The following is an 18,757-nucleotide window of genomic DNA, read 5'->3' as shown; positions in this document are numbered from 1 at the left end:
ATTATGGATAGACAAAGACAAAGTGGAGATGGAGATAAAACAACAGATAGGGAAATTCAACAACGATTAGAAAGTGAAATGGCAACCCTTTTTAGGACTATTTTTTGGTAGACATTTTTTCTTGATATTTAATGGGAGTTAAGTAGTTTAAAGTGCTGTGGATTCTTATATTGTTATATCAATTGATATAATCAAATAATTCTAATTTTAACTGTATTAATGATGTAAATTTTTTGTCATTAATAAATTCAGTCTTGAAAGTTTTAAAAGTTGCTTCAGCAACAGCATTGTCATAAGGACAACCTTTTTTACTTAAAGAGCGGGTAATATTGAATGCTAATAAAAGTTTGTTAATAATTTTATTATTAAATTCGTTACCTCGATCGCTATGAAATATTTGCATATCTTTTAAACAGCGATTTGATTGCATAAATGCTTGATATACCAATGATGCATCTTTTTTAGTACCTACACTATGTCCAACAATTTCGCGGTTAAATAGGTCTATTAATAAGCAAATATAGTTTCATTTACCATTAACTTCAACATAACTAAGATCACTGACAATCACCTCATTTTTAATTCTATTATTAAAGTTTCTATTAACAATATTAGTGATTTGTTCATTATTTACTTTATTACGATGATTTTTAAATGATAATTTAGTGTATTTTGACATTAAATTATGTTTATCCATAATTTTTTTAATTTTTCTTCTTGATAAATAAATTTCTTGTTTTTCTAGTATGACTTTTAATCTTCTTGTTCCATAAACACATTTGTTTTCTTTAAAAGCACTAATAACAGCTTGATCATAAATATTATTTTTGATTTTATCTTCTTTTTTCTTTAAATTAAAATAATATGTTGATTTAGAAATTTTTAAAAAACGACACATTGGGCGAATCTTATATTTTCATTTATTATTTGCAATAATCTCTACTTTCTGCCTATTATTAGTGCTGCTTGCTTTAAAATATCATTTTCCATTCGTAATTGTTTTAATTCTTTATTCATTTGAATTAATTGTTTTTCTAAATCAGAAAGATTATCTTTAGTTTTAAAACTTTCCGAATTAGTAAATTGCTTAATTCATTTATATGCAACTGCTCTTGTAACATTGTACTCTTTAACAAGACAAGATACTGATTTGCCACTTTGATATAAAGCTACTATTTGTTTTTTAAATTCATCTGTATATGAAGTAATATTGGCCATAATTATATTTCCTTTCTTTTAACAAATATTGTTATTTGTCTACATAATTAGTGTCCAATAAATTGTAGCCGATCCAAAGATTAAGACAAGAAACAGAAAGAGAAAGACGAGACCAAGAAAGACGAGAAAGAGAAGCAAGAGATAGAGCTGAAAGAGAAAGACAAAATAATAATAGAGGACGAGGACCTAGAATGTAAATTGAGGTTTTTAATAATCTGTATTTTTATTTTATACAAAAGTAGTTTAGATTAATTTTATCTTCAAATTTTATTATAAAATGAGCAATTTCTATATTTCAATTTGAATAGGTATTGTTCATTTTTTATTATATTAGACTTACTGCATAACTAGTTAACTTTTTATTTTTTTGTTATTATTAAAATAAAATTTGAATAGTTAAGGATAAACTTTATGACATATTTTGAATTAAAAGATAAATCTGATCAATATTTTCGTAAAATAGTGGGTATTAATAAACTCGTTTTTAACGAAATTTTAAATATTTTATTAGAACATCAAAAACTCAAAACTACTATTGGTGGAAGGCCATATAAAATGTCAATAGAAGATCGACTAGTAATGAGTTTAAGATATTTATATGAAAATCGTACATATCATAGTATTGGTGCTGAGTATGGTATGGTTGATACTACTGCTTTACGAAATATTCGTTCAATTGAAGATATTTTAATAAAGAATAATAAGTTTAATAATTTAACAAATAAAAATATTTTTTTAAAAAGAAGAATTAAAAAATAAAATTTTGATAATTGATGTAACAGAGGTAGAAACAGAACGACCAAAATATAACCAAAAAGATTGATTTTCTGGTAAAAAATGAATGCATACTGTTAAGTTTCAAACCGTAATTAATGCAAATACTAATGAAATTTTAAATATTTTTTCTGATATTGGTAAAAATCATGATTTTAAAACTTTTAAGAATTCAAAGTTAAAGTTTTTACCAGAAACTATAATTCTTGCAGATAAAGGTTATCAAGGTTTACAAAAAATTCATGCTAATACATTTTTACCCATTAAAATTAGCAAAAATAATCCTAAAACAAATAAAACCAAAATCTTTAATAAGATTATTAATAAAACTCGTAGAAAAATTGAACATGTTTTTGCATTTTTAAAATGTTTTAAGATTATTGGTTATAAATTTAGAAAAGCCAGAAAACGAATATTTTTAAGATTTAATTTAATTGCAGGATTTTATAATTTATCATTAAAACTTAAAAACGTTATGCAGTAAGTCTATTTTTATTTAATAATTAAAAATATAACAAAATCTATATTATGGTCGTTGCCAACCAGAACCTTGGTTGGTTGGCCGCGGGGTTTAGCCCCGCTGGGGTGAGTTGCGAAGCAACGAGAGGGGCAAAGCCCCTATTACTTAGTTAAGTATCATTTTTCACCGCAAGTGTAAAGTTTGATACTTTTTTATTATTTTATGATAAGATATATAAAGATTTATATTTATTTATAAATCATTCAATTTTATTAAAAGTTCCTAGCAGGATTGATTTTAAGTGAATATTTCATATAATTTTTATGTTAAAAAAATTTTTTATGCTTGTTATGTTAAAAATGTTGTTTTACCTATTGATATTTTAAAAAATGAAAGAAATAAATTAGGTATAAAGAATATTGGTAATGTTATTAAGTTAAGAAATAATAATGTTCGTACTAAATGTAAATTAGTTCAAAAAGCATTACATAATTTTTATAATGCAAGAATTTTAAGTTTTTTAACTTTAACTTATCATAAAAATGAAACTGATATTAGAAAAGCAAAACATGATTTACAATTATTTTTTAAACGTTTAAAGCGTTGATGAAATGACCCTAAACGTTCTAAACATTTAGGTGAATTAAGATATTTTTATGTTTATGAATATCAAAAGCGTGGTGCAGTTCATTTTCACATATTATTTAATCGTAAAATACCATATAGCATGATAACTACATGATGACCACATGCTGGTAATAATAAAGGTATTGATTTGAAAGTTGTTCATAAAGGTACAAATGAATTTGTAGTTAAATATTTAAGTAAATATGTAACAAAAGTACAAGAAAATATTAAATCATTAAATCAAAAAGATGTTGGTGTTCAAGCATATTCTTTTAGTAGAAATTGTAGAAATCCGCTTGTAGTTCGTGGTACTAAAACTTTAAGTTTACAACAATTAGTACAAGCATGTGAAAAAGCAAAAGAATTTTATTTATTTAAAACTAAACCAAATGAACAAGGTATTACTAATTTAATTGGTGGAAGTTATGATTATGTTGCTAATAGTGATTATTTTAAGGATTTTAATTATTATGTTAGTTTAGAAAGTTTACGATTTAGGTATTACTTAAAAAATAAATTTAATAGAAATGATGTTTTAGATTTTCTTTATAAAGTTTTTGAAAAAAATAAAATTGAAAAAATATTTTTACAAAAAAGAATTTTACATTAGTTATATTTTGATATTTTTTTGTAATATTTTTGCTTTTTGTGGTACATTTGTTATACTTTAATTGTGGTAAAGATATTTGCTGTTCTGCTAGGTAGTGAATGTCTTTACTTTTTTGTTGTATATTTATTGATATTTTGTTTAATTATGATATTATTTAGTCATAAGTAAATATGTTTTAGATTAGTTTTTAAATTATATTTAACTTATTTGAATTGGTTTACAGTTCCCTAGCAGGAATAGTTAAATATTAATATTAAGAACTTTTTATTTATTAAATTAATTTTATAGTTATGTATTTTTAATTTAATTATTTATAATTGTTTGCCAATTCAATTTATATTTTATATAGAAAGAAGTTGGCAATTTTTATGTTTAAAGTTCAATTGGTTAATATTGATAAAAATAGAATGATACCGGATAAAAATAATCATGGTCAAAATTTGAAATTTGATGTTTTAACTTTTTTAGAGATTAATAAACAAACTAATATACCTACCGGTAAAGTACGGGATAAATGATATAACCCGTTAGTAGTTAATGATTTTACACAATATTTACATAAACTTAGTTTTAAAGTTGGTAATTATTATGATTTAAAATTAGATTTATCCGGTACTATTATAGATATTACTGAATGAAAATAATGTATCAACAAATAATTGAATAAGGGGCTTATATATGGATTATATATTTTTCATTAAGCCCCAATGGATTAGATTATAATTCATATACAAGCTCCTTATTAGTATATAAAGTAAGGAGTTTTATTTATGCCTTTGGAATTAGAGCAAACTAGTAATTATACTTTAACTAAAATTTTAAGAACTGGATTAAGTCCATTAAGTGCAATGGTTGGCGTTAGTGCTTATTATGGTCAATATTTAAAAGACCCAGTATTAGGTTCTATTAATTCTTTGTTATTTAGTAAAAAGTTAGGAATTGATATATGGAATATTAATCAAAGACCAACTACTAGAAATAAAGTTATTAATAGTTATAAAAAAATATTTTTAGGAATTGGGACAATTGGTTTAATTAACTATGCTAAGTTTGTTCAGTATGTAGATAAGTCTGTGACTTTATTAAAAGATGAACCTTGTTTTTGACCGCCATGCCCTACTGAACCCCCAAGACCAACTTATCCACCCTTTACAACTGTTAAACCAATAATTGATGTACCTTTTGTAGATTGAGATACTTATATATCTTTAAATAGTTTTGGTATAGCAAATGTTATTAGTGGTTTAACTGAATTAATACCTAATAGATTTGAAACTATACGTAAAATAGCGAATATGGGTACTGGTGGTTGTTTGATTAGTAGTGGTGTAGCAATGGGTATAAATAATGATTTTAATAATTATTTTGCTATTCCTACTATTATTGCCGGAGCATGTGAGATTATAAATACTTTACTGTTGCCATTAGGAAATACACATAATAATACTGAATTACAAGAAGTATTTACTGATGAAAGGGCAAGATTAATTAATGCTAGTGTTAGTGATTATCAAAGTACAGATGACAGTATGGTTGATGTTGATTTAAATGATGATAGTATGTCGGAGATTAATTTAGATAGAGTAAGTTTAAACTGGGATTATTCTTATGCTTATACACTAGGTGGTGTTTAATAATGGAAAATAAAGAAATTAAAAAAAAGTGGTATGACACTTCTAAATTTCATGTTTTTTGTTTTATTGTTGGTTTCTTTTCTATGGTTTGAACTGTTGCTGAAATACATAATATTATAAATGGTAATTTTGACTTTTTTATCGGTTTAGATTTAGGGATTAATATTTTACTTTTTGTTTTAGTAATTGTTTATGAATTATTTAGTTTAATTAATTTTTTAAAAAAAAGAAAAAAAGGAAGTGTTAAATAATGGACATGAAAGAAATTATAAAATATGCGTTATATATTGGTGGTTTTTGTTTAATTCTTTGGTTTTGTAGAAATTGAATACGTGAAGGTATACAAAGATTTAAACATAAAAAACATATAAAAGATAATGATAGTGAACCGGATTGTACTTTTTGTCGTAAAGATTTTGAAAAGAAGAAACGTAAATTAGAAATGGAAAAACAACAAAAAGAATTAGAGAAAGGGGGTGATTAATATGCCCGCTGGACTATCAGCATTATTAAATATGATTGGTGGTGTTGGACAACAATTATTAAATAGACTTACTGCATAACTAGTTAACTATTCAAATTTTATTTTAATAATAACAAAAAAATAAAAAGTTAACTAGTTATGCAGTAAGTCTTATTAATAAAACTCGTAGAAAAATTGAACATGTTTTTGCATTTTTAAAATGTTTTAAGATTATTGGTTATAAATTTAGAAAAGCCAGAAAACGAATATTTTTAAGATTTAATTTAATTGCAGGATTTTATAATTTATCATTAAAACTTAAAAACGTTATGCAGTAAGTCTAATGCTTTTACTTATATTTTTGGTTGAGTATTTACTACTGGTGATGGTGGAACACTTACAAATTGACCAGTGTTAATTTCAATTGTATTTATGGTTCTTGTATTTATTAAGCAGTTTGTTGGTCATATTATCCATGGAACTCATTAGTAATTAGAAAGGAGTAAGTAAATGGTAAAGTTATTTTTTAGTTTGGTTTTTGTTTTACCTTTATTGGGTAGACTTTTACCAGTTGTTAATACTTTGGTACAAACTATTTATATGCAGTATTTAAGTTCTTTTGCTGGATTACATACTGTGACACTTTTTATTAAGTCGTTTTTTTATGATAGTTTATATACTTTACCTTTGCCTATTCTTGCTTTAATAAATGTTAGTTTTGATTTTATTTAATTTTAGGATTATTTAGATTTACAAGACATTAGGATGTGAAATTATGTTTATACCTTTTATTACAACAGTTATGCATTTATTTGCTTCAATTTTTATGAAGTTTTTTAGTTTTCCACTTGGTGATTTAGGTTTTAATTTGGGTACGTTAATGATATTTTTGATTTTGCTTAGATTTGCATTTAGGGTTATTTTACCCGAATTAATGTTACCAACGTTAGATTTAGGACAGAATAGACTTACTGCATAACTAGTTAACTTTTTATTTTTTTGTTATTATTAAAATAAAATTTGAATAGTTAAGGATAAACTTTATGACATATTTTGAATTAAAAGATAAATCTGATCAATATTTTCGTAAAATAGTGGGTATTAATAAACTCGTTTTTAACGAAATTTTAAATATTTTATTAGAACATCAAAAACTCAAAACTACTATTGGTGGAAGGCCATATAAAATGTCAATAGAAGATCGACTAGTAATGAGTTTAAGATATTTATATGAAAATCGTACATATCATAGTATTGGTGCTGAGTATGGTATGGTTGATACTACTGCTTTACGAAATATTCGTTCAATTGAAGATATTTTAATAAAGAATAATAAGTTTAATAATTTAACAAATAAAAATATTTTTTTAAAAAGAAGAATTAAAAAATAAAATTTTGATAATTGATGTAACAGAGGTAGAAACAGAACGACCAAAATATAACCAAAAAGATTGATTTTCTGGTAAAAAATGAATGCATACTGTTAAGTTTCAAACCGTAATTAATGCAAATACTAATGAAATTTTAAATATTTTTTCTGATATTGGTAAAAATCATGATTTTAAAACTTTTAAGAATTCAAAGTTAAAGTTTTTACCAGAAACTATAATTCTTGCAGATAAAGGTTATCAAGGTTTACAAAAAATTCATGCTAATACATTTTTACCCATTAAAATTAGCAAAAATAATCCTAAAACAAATAAAACCAAAATCTTTAATAAGATTATTAATAAAACTCGTAGAAAAATTGAACATGTTTTTGCATTTTTAAAATGTTTTAAGATTATTGGTTATAAATTTAGAAAAGCCAGAAAACGAATATTTTTAAGATTTAATTTAATTGCAGGATTTTATAATTTATCATTAAAACTTAAAAACGTTATGCAGTAAGTCTAATGTTAAAACTATGGGTCGGGCTTCTGTTAAATTTTATAAAGGTTCATCATGAGTTGGTAAACAAATTGCTAAGGGACATAAACAAACACAAGATGTTAGTGGAATAAATGTAGGTAATTAATTATGTCTAATTTTGTTCTTAGTATATTGCATTTTATTTTTATATTTTCTAGTAAAGATATTCAAATATTTTTAAATCAACCAAATATTACTAATGAAGTTTATATTTTGTTTAATTTGACTTTTTGGTTGGTATTAGGTGTATTTTTTAATTTTATTTATCGTAGTATTAAATTTGTTTTTAGGTCATTGTTTGGGTAGGTGTTAAGTATGAGTGTTTTAGAAATTTATAATAAAATACATCAATGTATAGTTGATTATTGAACTATGTTTATAGGTAATCCAGTTGATGATTTTACTACTATTTTATGAAATTTAGTAGTTTATGGAACACAGTTTTTTATTGGATTTGTTTTATTTTATGGTTCATGGTGAATTTTAAAATGTTTATTTGGTAAATAATTATGTGATTTAAGTTTGCTAAATTATTTTTTGTTGTAAATACTTCTGTTCAAGCACCGACTAGTTTAATTGCTTCAAATGACCCTAATGTTGTTAATTATGATATTACAAAAGAAATGGTTAAACATGTTAAATACCATAATTTTGATGATTGAGCAACAATTCCATGAAATTCTGCTTATTTTGATGTTGACCAATCGGATTTAAAATTAGTTAGTGGTGAATTTATAGGTAATAATGAAGGTTTATATACGTGTTATTATTATAGTGATACAGTTGGTGTTCCATCACAAATGATAGATATGGGAACTGGCGTTTATACTTTTAATAGAAAACAATTAGATGAATTTTCACGTATTATGTTTAATCATAATTATGTTGCAGAAAAGAATACTAATAATTTAAATTTTGTTAATACTGGTAAAAGTATTATAAATTTTCAAACACAGTTAAATTTTGAAATTGATAAACCTTTAAGTTTTTATATTCAAGGTTTTATGTTTTATTTTGAATATGAATATTTTAAAACTTTTACTGCTAATTTTGTTTTTAGTTTTTTAGATAATGTTGGTGATACAAAATATGTTTTTAAAGGTAAAGTTGATAATGATATTTATCAACAAGATTTATATAATTTTGTTACTATGCCTATTCGTGTTCCAAATTTAAGACATTTAACAGTGTTTTTTGATGTTCATGGTGAATCAACTAGTCCAACTTTTTCACCACAATTAAATTTTGGTCAAATTAATATTTTTTCAAGTGAGAAAGTAACACCAGTACCACCAAATAGCCCTTTTAACCCTGAGTATGAACGTGTTAGTTGATATGATGTTTTTGGTCATTTGCGTAATGCTTTTAGGTGAGTACTTTATGGTGTTGTTGGTAAAGTTTTACCAGTTGAACCATTAAGAGAATTTTTTACTAAACTTGATGGATTATTAAGGCGTATTTTTGATGATACTATTAGTTCTGTTTTAAATGTTGATTTTACTAGTGGTTTAGAACAAGTTTTAACATTATGAGTATTTTTAAAAGCAGTTGGATTTTTAGTTGGTTAGGAGTTGAAATAATGCCTTGATATGGTTATTTACTTTTAGGAGTTTTATTATTAATAATAGTTTATCCATTTTTAATAACTAGAAAAAATATAAAGATATTACAACGTGTAGGTAGTTATATTATTTCAGCACCACCACGTACTGGTAAATCTGCTCTTGCTTGTTGTTTAGCACAAAAACATAAGGGTAGGGTAGTAAGTCCTATTCCTATTAAAGTGCGTAATGAGTATAGTTATCGTTGTTCTTATGATAGACTTACTGCATAACGTTTTTAAGTTTTAATGATAAATTATAAAATCCTGCAATTAAATTAAATCTTAAAAATATTCGTTTTCTGGCTTTTCTAAATTTATAACCAATAATCTTAAAACATTTTAAAAATGCAAAAACATGTTCAATTTTTCTACGAGTTTTATTAATAATCTTATTAAAGATTTTGGTTTTATTTGTTTTAGGATTATTTTTGCTAATTTTAATGGGTAAAAATGTATTAGCATGAATTTTTTGTAAACCTTGATAACCTTTATCTGCAAGAATTATAGTTTCTGGTAAAAACTTTAACTTTGAATTCTTAAAAGTTTTAAAATCATGATTTTTACCAATATCAGAAAAAATATTTAAAATTTCATTAGTATTTGCATTAATTACGGTTTGAAACTTAACAGTATGCATTCATTTTTTACCAGAAAATCAATCTTTTTGGTTATATTTTGGTCGTTCTGTTTCTACCTCTGTTACATCAATTATCAAAATTTTATTTTTTAATTCTTCTTTTTAAAAAAATATTTTTATTTGTTAAATTATTAAACTTATTATTCTTTATTAAAATATCTTCAATTGAACGAATATTTCGTAAAGCAGTAGTATCAACCATACCATACTCAGCACCAATACTATGATATGTACGATTTTCATATAAATATCTTAAACTCATTACTAGTCGATCTTCTATTGACATTTTATATGGCCTTCCACCAATAGTAGTTTTGAGTTTTTGATGTTCTAATAAAATATTTAAAATTTCGTTAAAAACGAGTTTATTAATACCCACTATTTTACGAAAATATTGATCAGATTTATCTTTTAATTCAAAATATGTCATAAAGTTTATCCTTAACTATTCAAATTTTATTTTAATAATAACAAAAAAATAAAAAGTTAACTAGTTATGCAGTAAGTCTGATGATGTTTTTAAATTTAATCAATTAAATAGTAATTATGCTTTTAAAGAGAATGATATGCTTGTTTTTGATGAATTAGGTTTAAAAATTAATAGTAATGATTTATCACCCGAATTTAAAGAAACACAAGAAAGTTTAGGAATGTTTTGTAAATTGATAGGTCATAATTTTAATGGAATTATGTATATGATTGAACAACACCCCGATAGAATACCAAAACAAGCACGTGAAAAAGTAGAATATATTGTTCAAGTTAAAAGAATGCGTATTTTATTATTTTTAGTTAAATTTAAATTGAATATTTATACTAATGTTGATGACTATAATAAAGTTGTCTTATCTAAAAGACAAACTAAGAAAATAATTAAACGTGGTGGATTGCCACCTAGTTATAGTGGCGAAACTATGACATTTAGTTTATGATTTCCTAGGTCTTATTTACAAAGATATGAAATGGCAACCCTTTTTAGGACTATTTTTTGGTAGACATTTTTTCTTGATATTTAATGGGAGTTAAGTAGTTTAAAGTGCTGTGGATTCTTATATTGTTATATCAATTGATATAATCAAATAATTCTAATTTTAACTGTATTAATGATGTAAATTTTTTGTCATTAATAAATTCAGTCTTGAAAGTTTTAAAAGTTGCTTCAGCAACAGCATTGTCATAAGGACAACCTTTTTTACTTAAAGAGCGGGTAATATTGAATGCTAATAAAAGTTTGTTAATAATTTTATTATTAAATTCGTTACCTCGATCGCTATGAAATATTTGCATATCTTTTAAACAGCGATTTGATTGCATAAATGCTTGATATACCAATGATGCATCTTTTTTAGTACCTACACTATGTCCAACAATTTCGCGGTTAAATAGGTCTATTAATAAGCAAATATAGTTTCATTTACCATTAACTTCAACATAACTAAGATCACTGACAATCACCTCATTTTTAATTCTATTATTAAAGTTTCTATTAACAATATTAGTGATTTGTTCATTATTTACTTTATTACGATGATTTTTAAATGATAATTTAGTGTATTTTGACATTAAATTATGTTTATCCATAATTTTTTTAATTTTTCTTCTTGATAAATAAATTTCTTGTTTTTCTAGTATGACTTTTAATCTTCTTGTTCCATAAACACATTTGTTTTCTTTAAAAGCACTAATAACAGCTTGATCATAAATATTATTTTTGATTTTATCTTCTTTTTTCTTTAAATTAAAATAATATGTTGATTTAGAAATTTTTAAAAAACGACACATTGGGCGAATCTTATATTTTCATTTATTATTTGCAATAATCTCTACTTTCTGCCTATTATTAGTGCTGCTTGCTTTAAAATATCATTTTCCATTCGTAATTGTTTTAATTCTTTATTCATTTGAATTAATTGTTTTTCTAAATCAGAAAGATTATCTTTAGTTTTAAAACTTTCCGAATTAGTAAATTGCTTAATTCATTTATATGCAACTGCTCTTGTAACATTGTACTCTTTAACAAGACAAGATACTGATTTGCCACTTTGATATAAAGCTACTATTTGTTTTTTAAATTCATCTGTATATGAAGTAATATTGGCCATAATTATATTTCCTTTCTTTTAACAAATATTGTTATTTGTCTACATAATTAGTGTCCAATAAATTGTAGCCGATCCAAAGATTAAGACAAGAAACAGAAAGAGAAAGACGAGACCAAGAAAGACGAGAAAGAGAAGCAAGAGATAGAGCTGAAAGAGAAAGACAAAATAATAATAGAGGACGAGGACCTAGAATGTAAATTGAGGTTTTTAATAATCTGTATTTTTATTTTATACAAAAGTAGTTTAGATTAATTTTATCTTCAAATTTTATTATAAAATGAGCAATTTCTATATTTCAATTTGAATAGGTATTGTTCATTTTTTATTATATTTTTATTTAATAATTAAAAATATAACAAAATCTATATTATGGTCGTTGCCAACCAGAACCTTGGTTGGTTGGCCGCGGGGTTTAGCCCCGCTGGGGTGAGTTGCGAAGCAACGAGAGGGGCAAAGCCCCTATTACTTAGTTAAGTATCATTTTTCACCGCAAGTGTAAAGTTTGATACTTTTTTATTATTTTATGATAAGATATATAAAGATTTATATTTATTTATAAATCATTCAATTTTATTAAAAGTTCCTAGCAGGATTGATTTTAAGTAAATATTTCATATAATTTTTTATGTTAAAAAAATTTTTCGGAATTTTACGTTTATTGGCAATAACTTATATACATTATTATTTCTGAAAACTATAATTAGATATTAGTAAAATAAAATCTAATTAAAGGTGATTGAAAATGAATATTTTAGACATAATAAATAAATTTCCAAACCAAGAATCTTGTATAAAATTTTTAGAAGAAATAAGATGAAATAACAAACCAAAATGTCTTTTTTGTTTTAGTGAAAAAGTTAACTCTGTTTTAAAAGAGTCGCGTTATAAATGCAAAAAATGTCATAAGTCTTTTAGTGTAACTGCTCAAACTATTTTTCATCATACACGTGTACCACTTCAAAAGTGATTTATTTTAATAGTATTAATGGCTAATGCTAAAAAAAGTTTATCATCATCTCAAGCTTCAAGAGACTTAAATTTACGTTTAGCAACTGTATGAAAAATGATGCATAAAATTAGAAAGGCAAGGGCTAATGATGAGATTAAATTATTAGCAAAAATATTAGAGATGGATGAAACATATGTGGGTGGAAAACCGCGTAAATATAATGATGTTGATAATAAAAATAACTCATTACGTGGTAGAGGAACTAGTAAAGAGTGTGTTGTTGGCATTATTGAACGAAATGGTAATGTTAAATTATTTCATGCAAAAAATAAAAGTATTAAATCTGAAGATTTAATGAAAATAGTTAAAGAAAATGTTGATATTAACAATTCTATTCTTTTTACTGATGAATATCGTGGATATTATAAAATGAATAAAATTTTACCACATGAACAAGTTAATTACAAAAAATATTTTTCTTATAATGGTATTCATACAAATACAATAGAAAGTTTTTGAGCAATATTAAAAAGAGGTTTTATCGGCCAATTTCATTGAGTTTCAAAAAAATGACTCCAATCTTATTTAAATGAATTTTGTTTTAAATATAATAACCGTAAAGAAAAAATCACATTTAAAAATATCATAATTAAATTATTTATTAAGAATTAAGTGTTAACCAATAAGCGTAAAATTCCGAAATTTTTTATGCTTGTTATGTTAAAAATGTTGTTTTACCTATTGATATTTTAAAAAATGAAAGAAATAAATTAGGTATAAAGAATATTGGTAATGTTATTAAGTTAAGAAATAATAATGTTCGTACTAAATGTAAATTAGTTCAAAAAGCATTACATAATTTTTATAATGCAAGAATTTTAAGTTTTTTAACTTTAACTTATCATAAAAATGAAACTGATATTAGAAAAGCAAAACATGATTTACAATTATTTTTTAAACGTTTAAAGCGTTGATGAAATGACCCTAAACGTTCTAAACATTTAGGTGAATTAAGATATTTTTATGTTTATGAATATCAAAAGCGTGGTGCAGTTCATTTTCACATATTATTTAATCGTAAAATACCATATAGCATGATAACTACATGATGACCACATGCTGGTAATAATAAAGGTATTGATTTGAAAGTTGTTCATAAAGGTACAAATGAATTTGTAGTTAAATATTTAAGTAAATATGTAACAAAAGTACAAGAAAATATTAAATCATTAAATCAAAAAGATGTTGGTGTTCAAGCATATTCTTTTAGTAGAAATTGTAGAAATCCGCTTGTAGTTCGTGGTACTAAAACTTTAAGTTTACAACAATTAGTACAAGCATGTGAAAAAGCAAAAGAATTTTATTTATTTAAAACTAAACCAAATGAACAAGGTATTACTAATTTAATTGGTGGAAGTTATGATTATGTTGCTAATAGTGATTATTTTAAGGATTTTAATTATTATGTTAGTTTAGAAAGTTTACGATTTAGGTATTACTTAAAAAATAAATTTAATAGAAAGGCATCAGTCACTTAAGTTTACCAATTAATATTTTCAATCTGTAATATAATTAAAAATAATTAATACAGAAGGAGAAATTATGAATTATAAAGTTTATTCAAAAGAAACAAAATTAGCCGTTGTTAATGAGTATTTAGTTGATAAAAAACTAAAAATACATGAAATTCAAGTCAAATATAAATTATCAACTCCAGTATTAATTTATAATTGGGTTAAGCAATATCAAATTAAAGGTGAAAATGCATTCACCAAAATTTTTAAATCCCAAACTTCTCACAGGATCGATAAGAAAGATATTGAAATTAAACTATTAAACAAAGAAATTGATAAACTTAGAAAACAAGCTTTAAAAGATGAGGTTGAAAAAGAACTTTTAAAGGAGCAATTAGCCTGTGAAAAGAAATTAACAAGGGGAAAAAATAGTAAATTATTAAAATATAAGTGTTTTTTAATAGTAGAAAAATATAAGCAAAAAGGTCATCAATTAAATAAAATTATTGTTTACATAGCTATTAGCAAAACAGCATACTATTTATGAGTAAAAAAAGGTAAAAAGCAATATCAATCAAAAATTAATGATAATTTGATACAAGCAATAAACAAAATAGTTCTCATTAAAAATGAAAAAAAGTACATTAATATGACTAGTTTTGAAAAAGTAAGATTAGAGTTAAAAATAAAAAATAAAGGTCTTAAATGCAGTAAAACAAGCATAAAACAAATATTAAAAGATAATAATATTAAATTATTATTAGAACCTAAATCAACAAATAGAGTAGTAGAAAATAGTGATTTAAAAAATAATAAAGATTTATTAAAACGTAATTTTTCAAGTAATAACTTTCTTGAAAAAGTTGGTATGGATGGCACATGATTTAAAAATATAATTATTGGTGATAAAAAAACAAAATTATTAGTTGTTTTTGCTACTGATATGTACAGTAATTCAATTGTTGGCTGAAAAATAAACAAAAGTGAAAATGCCAAAACTGTGTTAAATGTGGTTAATCAAATAGAATTAGCGAGTGCTAAACAATGTAATTTTACGACTATTCAATCAGATTTAGGTTCTGCTAATACAAGCGAAATTGTTAGTAAAGTTTTTAATACAAGTACTAATCTAATTCACTCAAAAAGTCTATCAGGTTTTAAAGGTAATCAAGTTAGTGAATGTTTAAATCGTTGAATTAAAAGAGATTTTAAAATGATGTTTGGTAGCACTTTTGAAAGTATGGAAAGTTTTAATAAAATATTAGAAAAATTTGTTAGATATTGAAACAATGATAGAATAGTTATTAGATTGAAAATGCCTCCAAATCAATTTGTACAGATTTGAAGACAAGAAAGTAAACTTATCTAACCAATGCCAAATGATGTTTTAGATTTTCTTTATAAAGTTTTTGAAAAAAATAAAATTGAAAAAATATTTTTACAAAAAAGAATTTTACATTAGTTATATTTTAGACTTACTGCATAACTAGTTAACTTTTTATTTTAATAATAACAAAAAAATAAAAAGTTAACTAGTTATGCAGTAAGTCTATTTTTAAAATGTTTTAAGATTATTGGTTATAAATTTAGAAAAGCCAGAAAACGAATATTTTTAAGATTTAATTTAATTGCAGGATTTTATAATTTATCATTAAAACTTAAAAACGTTATGCAGTAAGTCTTTTGATATTTTTTTGTAATATTTTTGCTTTTTGTGGTACATTTGTTATACTTTAATTGTGGTAAAGATATTTGCTGTTCTGCTAGGTAGTGAATGTCTTTACTTTTTTGTTGTATATTTATTGATATTTTGTTTAATTATGATATTATTTAGTCATAAGTAAATATGTTTTAGATTAGTTTTTAAATTATATTTAACTTATTTGAATTGGTTTACAGTTCCCTAGCAGGAATAGTTAAATATTAATATTAAGAACTTTTTATTTATTAAATTAATTTTATAGTTATGTATTTTTAATTTAATTATTTATAATTGTTTGCCAATTCAATTTATATTTTATATAGAAAGAAGTTGGCAATTTTTATGTTTAAAGTTCAATTGGTTAATATTGATAAAAATAGAATGATACCGGATAAAAATAATCATGGTCAAAATTTGAAATTTGATGTTTTAACTTTTTTAGAGATTAATAAACAAACTAATATACCTACCGGTAAAGTACGGGATAAATGATATAACCCGTTAGTTAGTAGTTAATGATTTTACACAATATTTACATAAACTTAGTTTTAAAGTTGGTAATTATTATGATTTAAAATTAGATTTATCCGGTACTATTATAGATATTACTGAATGAAAATAATGTATCAACAAATAATTGAATAAGGGGCTTATATATGGATTATATATTTTTCATTAAGCCCCAATGGATTAGATTATAATTCATATACAAGCTCCTTATTAGTATATAAAGTAAGGAGCTTTATTTATGCCTTTGGAATTAGAGCAAACTAGTAATTATACTTTAACTAAAATTTTAAGAACTGGATTAAGTCCATTAAGTGCAATGGTTGGCGTTAGTGCTTATTATGGTCAATATTTAAAAGACCCAGTATTAGGTTCTATTAATTCTTTGTTATTTAGTAAAAAGTTAGGAATTGATATATGGAATATTAATCAAAGACCAACTACTAGAAATAAAGTTATTAATAGTTATAAAAAAATATTTTTAGGAATTGGGACAATTGGTTTAATTAACTATGCTAAGTTTGTTCAGTATGTAGATAAGTCTGTGACTTTATTAAAAGATGAACCTTGTTTTTGACCGCCATGCCCTACTGAACCCCCAAGACCAACTTATCCATCCTTTACAACTGTTAAACCAATAATTGATGTACCTTTTGTAGATTGAGATACTTATATATCTTTAAATAGTTTTGGTATAGCAAATGTTATTAGTGGTTTAACTGAATTAATACCTAATAGATTTGAAACTATACGTAAAATAGCGAATATGGGTACTGGTGGTTGTTTGATTAGTAGTGGTGTAGCAATGGGTATAAATAATGATTTTAATAATTATTTTGCTATTCCTACTATTATTGCCGGAGCATGTGAGATTATAAATACTTTACTGTTGCCATTAGGAAATACACATAATAATACTAGACTTACTGCATAACGTTTTTAAGTTTTAATGATAAATTATAAAATCCTGCAATTAAATTAAATCTTAAAAATATTCGTTTTCTGGCTTTTCTAAATTTATAACCAATAATCTTAAAACATTTTAAAAATGCAAAAACATGTTCAATTTTTCTACGAGTTTTATTAATAATCTTATTAAAGATTTTGGTTTTATTTGTTTTAGGATTATTTTTGCTAATTTTAATGGGTAAAAATGTATTAGCATGAATTTTTTGTAAACCTTGATAACCTTTATCTGCAAGAATTATAGTTTCTGGTAAAAACTTTAACTTTGAATTCTTAAAAGTTTTAAAATCATGATTTTTACCAATATCAGAAAAAATATTTAAAATTTCATTAGTATTTGCATTAATTACGGTTTGAAACTTAACAGTATGCATTCATTTTTTACCAGAAAATCAATCTTTTTGGTTATATTTTGGTCGTTCTGTTTCTACCTCTGTTACATCAATTATCAAAATTTTATTTTTTAATTCTTCTTTTTAAAAAAATATTTTTATTTGTTAAATTATTAAACTTATTATTCTTTATTAAAATATCTTCAATTGAACGAATATTTCGTAAAGCAGTAGTATCAACCATACCATACTCAGCACCAATACTATGATATGTACGATTTTCATATAAATATCTTAAACTCATTACTAGTTGATCTTCTATTGACATTTTATATGGCCTTCCACCAATAGTAGTTTTGAGTTTTTGATGTTCTAATAAAATATTTAAAATTTCGTTAAAAACGAGTTTATTAATACCCACTATTTTACGAAAATATTGATCAGATTTATCTTTTAATTCAAAATATGTCATAAAGTTTATCCTTAACTATTCAAATTTTATTTTAATAATAACAAAAAAATAAAAAGTTAACTAGTTATGCAGTAAGTCTACTTTATTTTTAAATTGTTTTTTATGAAAATAACACATATTAAAAAATTGTTCTGTACTATTTTCTATATCTAAAGTTTTTAAAGTTACTAATACTTTATTATTACAACCTTTACATATACATTTAATTAATACTTTTTCTTGTTTTTGTTTTTGCATTATTTTTCTCATTTTCATCTAAATTTAAAATTAATAAAA

Annotated in this window: 27 protein-coding genes; 20 read left to right on the top strand and 7 right to left on the bottom strand. The window is 23.7% G+C overall.

The features are described 5' to 3' along the window. Positions 1 to 97 precede the first annotated feature (97 nt). A protein-coding gene (locus AAHM85_RS02330; RefSeq protein ID WP_425289710.1) for an IS3 family transposase occupies positions 98 to 1,218 on the bottom strand; the annotation gives its coding sequence in 2 pieces (ribosomal slippage) (positions 98 to 975 and positions 975 to 1,218; 1,122 coding nt in all). 411 nt (positions 1,219 to 1,629) lie between these two features. On the opposite strand from AAHM85_RS02330, the gene AAHM85_RS02325 reads away from it, so the two are divergent. The 14 genes from AAHM85_RS02325 to AAHM85_RS02260 all read left to right on the top strand — a co-directional run bounded on the left by AAHM85_RS02325 (position 1,630) and on the right by AAHM85_RS02260 (position 9,531). Next, entirely contained in the window at positions 1,630 to 1,977 is a 348-nt protein-coding gene (locus AAHM85_RS02325; protein ID WP_342260488.1) for a transposase family protein, read from the top strand. 4 nt (positions 1,978 to 1,981) lie between these two features. After that, positions 1,982 to 2,476, top strand: a complete 495-nt coding sequence (locus AAHM85_RS02320) for a transposase family protein (protein WP_342260487.1) — start codon at positions 1,982 to 1,984, stop codon at positions 2,474 to 2,476. Between the two features lie 277 nt (positions 2,477 to 2,753). Next, complete coding sequence (locus tag AAHM85_RS02315; protein WP_342260843.1) at positions 2,754 to 3,689, top strand: rolling circle replication-associated protein; 936 nt, start codon at positions 2,754 to 2,756, stop codon at positions 3,687 to 3,689. Between the two features lie 368 nt (positions 3,690 to 4,057). Next, entirely contained in the window at positions 4,058 to 4,333 is a 276-nt protein-coding gene (locus AAHM85_RS02310; RefSeq protein ID WP_342260842.1) for a hypothetical protein, read from the top strand. 126 nt (positions 4,334 to 4,459) lie between these two features. Continuing rightward, positions 4,460 to 5,323, top strand: coding sequence for a hypothetical protein (locus tag AAHM85_RS02305; protein ID WP_342260841.1), 864 nt, complete (start codon positions 4,460 to 4,462; stop codon positions 5,321 to 5,323). A 2-nt stretch (positions 5,324 to 5,325) separates the two neighbouring features. Beyond that, positions 5,326 to 5,574 (top strand): hypothetical protein, encoded by a 249-nt coding sequence (locus tag AAHM85_RS02300; RefSeq protein ID WP_342260496.1) that lies wholly within the window; start codon positions 5,326 to 5,328, stop codon positions 5,572 to 5,574. After that, complete coding sequence (locus AAHM85_RS02295) at positions 5,574 to 5,807, top strand: hypothetical protein (RefSeq protein ID WP_342260495.1); 234 nt, start codon at positions 5,574 to 5,576, stop codon at positions 5,805 to 5,807. The genes AAHM85_RS02300 and AAHM85_RS02295 overlap by 1 nt, the downstream gene beginning before the upstream one ends. Positions 5,808 to 6,296: 489 nt before the next feature. Further along, positions 6,297 to 6,518: a hypothetical protein gene (locus AAHM85_RS02290; RefSeq protein WP_342260840.1), complete on the top strand. Its 222-nt coding sequence runs from the start codon at positions 6,297 to 6,299 to the stop codon at positions 6,516 to 6,518. Positions 6,519 to 6,561: 43 nt separating this feature from the next. Continuing rightward, positions 6,562 to 6,765: a hypothetical protein gene (locus AAHM85_RS02285; protein ID WP_342260839.1), complete on the top strand. Its 204-nt coding sequence runs from the start codon at positions 6,562 to 6,564 to the stop codon at positions 6,763 to 6,765. 64 nt (positions 6,766 to 6,829) lie between these two features. Beyond that, positions 6,830 to 7,177 (top strand): transposase family protein, encoded by a 348-nt coding sequence (locus AAHM85_RS02280; RefSeq protein WP_342260488.1) that lies wholly within the window; start codon positions 6,830 to 6,832, stop codon positions 7,175 to 7,177. A gap of 4 nt (positions 7,178 to 7,181) precedes the next feature. Beyond that, positions 7,182 to 7,676, top strand: coding sequence for a transposase family protein (locus tag AAHM85_RS02275; protein ID WP_342260487.1), 495 nt, complete (start codon positions 7,182 to 7,184; stop codon positions 7,674 to 7,676). Between the two features lie 336 nt (positions 7,677 to 8,012). Beyond that, on the top strand, positions 8,013 to 8,204 hold the full coding sequence (locus AAHM85_RS02270) for a hypothetical protein (protein WP_174479934.1): 192 nt from the start codon (positions 8,013 to 8,015) through the stop codon (positions 8,202 to 8,204). Positions 8,205 to 8,206: 2 nt separating this feature from the next. Next, positions 8,207 to 9,265, top strand: a complete 1,059-nt coding sequence (locus tag AAHM85_RS02265; protein ID WP_342260838.1) for a hypothetical protein — start codon at positions 8,207 to 8,209, stop codon at positions 9,263 to 9,265. 11 nt (positions 9,266 to 9,276) lie between these two features. Then, complete coding sequence (locus AAHM85_RS02260; RefSeq protein WP_342260837.1) at positions 9,277 to 9,531, top strand: hypothetical protein; 255 nt, start codon at positions 9,277 to 9,279, stop codon at positions 9,529 to 9,531. On the opposite strand, the gene AAHM85_RS02255 is transcribed toward AAHM85_RS02260, so the two are convergent. After that, a complete protein-coding gene (locus AAHM85_RS02255) occupies positions 9,521 to 10,015 on the bottom strand; it encodes a transposase family protein (protein WP_342260487.1) in 495 nt (164 codons plus the stop codon). The genes AAHM85_RS02260 and AAHM85_RS02255 overlap by 11 nt on opposite strands. Positions 10,016 to 10,019: 4 nt before the next feature. After that, the gene (locus AAHM85_RS02250; protein ID WP_342260488.1) at positions 10,020 to 10,367 is read right to left on the bottom strand and encodes a transposase family protein; all 348 of its coding nucleotides are present in this window, start codon (positions 10,365 to 10,367) and stop codon (positions 10,020 to 10,022) included. A gap of 136 nt (positions 10,368 to 10,503) precedes the next feature. Between AAHM85_RS02250 and AAHM85_RS02245 the strand changes: the two genes are divergently transcribed. Further along, the gene (locus AAHM85_RS02245) at positions 10,504 to 10,932 is read left to right on the top strand and encodes a hypothetical protein (protein ID WP_342260836.1); all 429 of its coding nucleotides are present in this window, start codon (positions 10,504 to 10,506) and stop codon (positions 10,930 to 10,932) included. Here AAHM85_RS02245 and AAHM85_RS02240 read toward each other — a convergent pair. Next, positions 10,919 to 12,039, bottom strand: a protein-coding gene (locus AAHM85_RS02240) for an IS3 family transposase (RefSeq protein WP_425289710.1) whose coding sequence is annotated in 2 segments (ribosomal slippage) — positions 10,919 to 11,796 and positions 11,796 to 12,039 — 1,122 coding nt in all. Because the reading frame shifts where the segments join, the coding sequence is not laid out codon by codon here. The genes AAHM85_RS02245 and AAHM85_RS02240 overlap by 14 nt on opposite strands. Positions 12,040 to 12,781: 742 nt before the next feature. Between AAHM85_RS02240 and AAHM85_RS02235 the strand changes: the two genes are divergently transcribed. The 5 genes from AAHM85_RS02235 (at position 12,782) to AAHM85_RS02215 (ending at position 17,645) form a co-directional block, all read left to right on the top strand. After that, a complete protein-coding gene (locus AAHM85_RS02235) occupies positions 12,782 to 13,660 on the top strand; it encodes an IS1595 family transposase (RefSeq protein ID WP_342260835.1) in 879 nt (292 codons plus the stop codon). Positions 13,661 to 13,689: 29 nt separating this feature from the next. Beyond that, positions 13,690 to 14,526 (top strand): rolling circle replication-associated protein, encoded by an 837-nt coding sequence (locus tag AAHM85_RS08435; protein WP_425289722.1) that lies wholly within the window; start codon positions 13,690 to 13,692, stop codon positions 14,524 to 14,526. 64 nt (positions 14,527 to 14,590) lie between these two features. Continuing rightward, entirely contained in the window at positions 14,591 to 15,871 is a 1,281-nt protein-coding gene (locus tag AAHM85_RS02225; protein WP_342260833.1) for an IS3 family transposase, read from the top strand. Positions 15,872 to 16,546: 675 nt separating this feature from the next. Further along, on the top strand, positions 16,547 to 16,720 hold the full coding sequence (locus AAHM85_RS02220) for a hypothetical protein (protein WP_342260832.1): 174 nt from the start codon (positions 16,547 to 16,549) through the stop codon (positions 16,718 to 16,720). A gap of 232 nt (positions 16,721 to 16,952) precedes the next feature. Further along, the gene (locus AAHM85_RS02215) at positions 16,953 to 17,645 is read left to right on the top strand and encodes a hypothetical protein (RefSeq protein ID WP_342260831.1); all 693 of its coding nucleotides are present in this window, start codon (positions 16,953 to 16,955) and stop codon (positions 17,643 to 17,645) included. On the opposite strand, the gene AAHM85_RS02210 is transcribed toward AAHM85_RS02215, so the two are convergent. The 3 genes from AAHM85_RS02210 to AAHM85_RS02200 are packed head-to-tail and all read right to left on the bottom strand — an operon-like array spanning position 17,635 to position 18,718. After that, positions 17,635 to 18,129 (bottom strand): transposase family protein, encoded by a 495-nt coding sequence (locus AAHM85_RS02210; protein WP_342260487.1) that lies wholly within the window; start codon positions 18,127 to 18,129, stop codon positions 17,635 to 17,637. The genes AAHM85_RS02215 and AAHM85_RS02210 overlap by 11 nt on opposite strands. Positions 18,130 to 18,133: 4 nt before the next feature. Beyond that, positions 18,134 to 18,481 carry a transposase family protein gene (locus AAHM85_RS02205; RefSeq protein ID WP_342260830.1) on the bottom strand — a complete coding sequence of 116 codons (348 nt, stop codon included), beginning with the start codon at positions 18,479 to 18,481 and terminating at the stop codon, positions 18,134 to 18,136. A 60-nt stretch (positions 18,482 to 18,541) separates the two neighbouring features. Beyond that, entirely contained in the window at positions 18,542 to 18,718 is a 177-nt protein-coding gene (locus tag AAHM85_RS02200) for a hypothetical protein (RefSeq protein WP_342260829.1), read from the bottom strand. Positions 18,719 to 18,757: the final 39 nt, after the last annotated feature.

The organism is Spiroplasma endosymbiont of Notiophilus biguttatus (assembly GCF_964030985.1).
GTDB classification, from domain to species: Bacteria; Bacillota_I; Bacilli_A; order Mycoplasmatales; family VBWQ01; genus Spiroplasma_E; species Spiroplasma_E ixodetis_A.
This window is presented reverse-complemented; position numbering and strand designations above follow the sequence as displayed.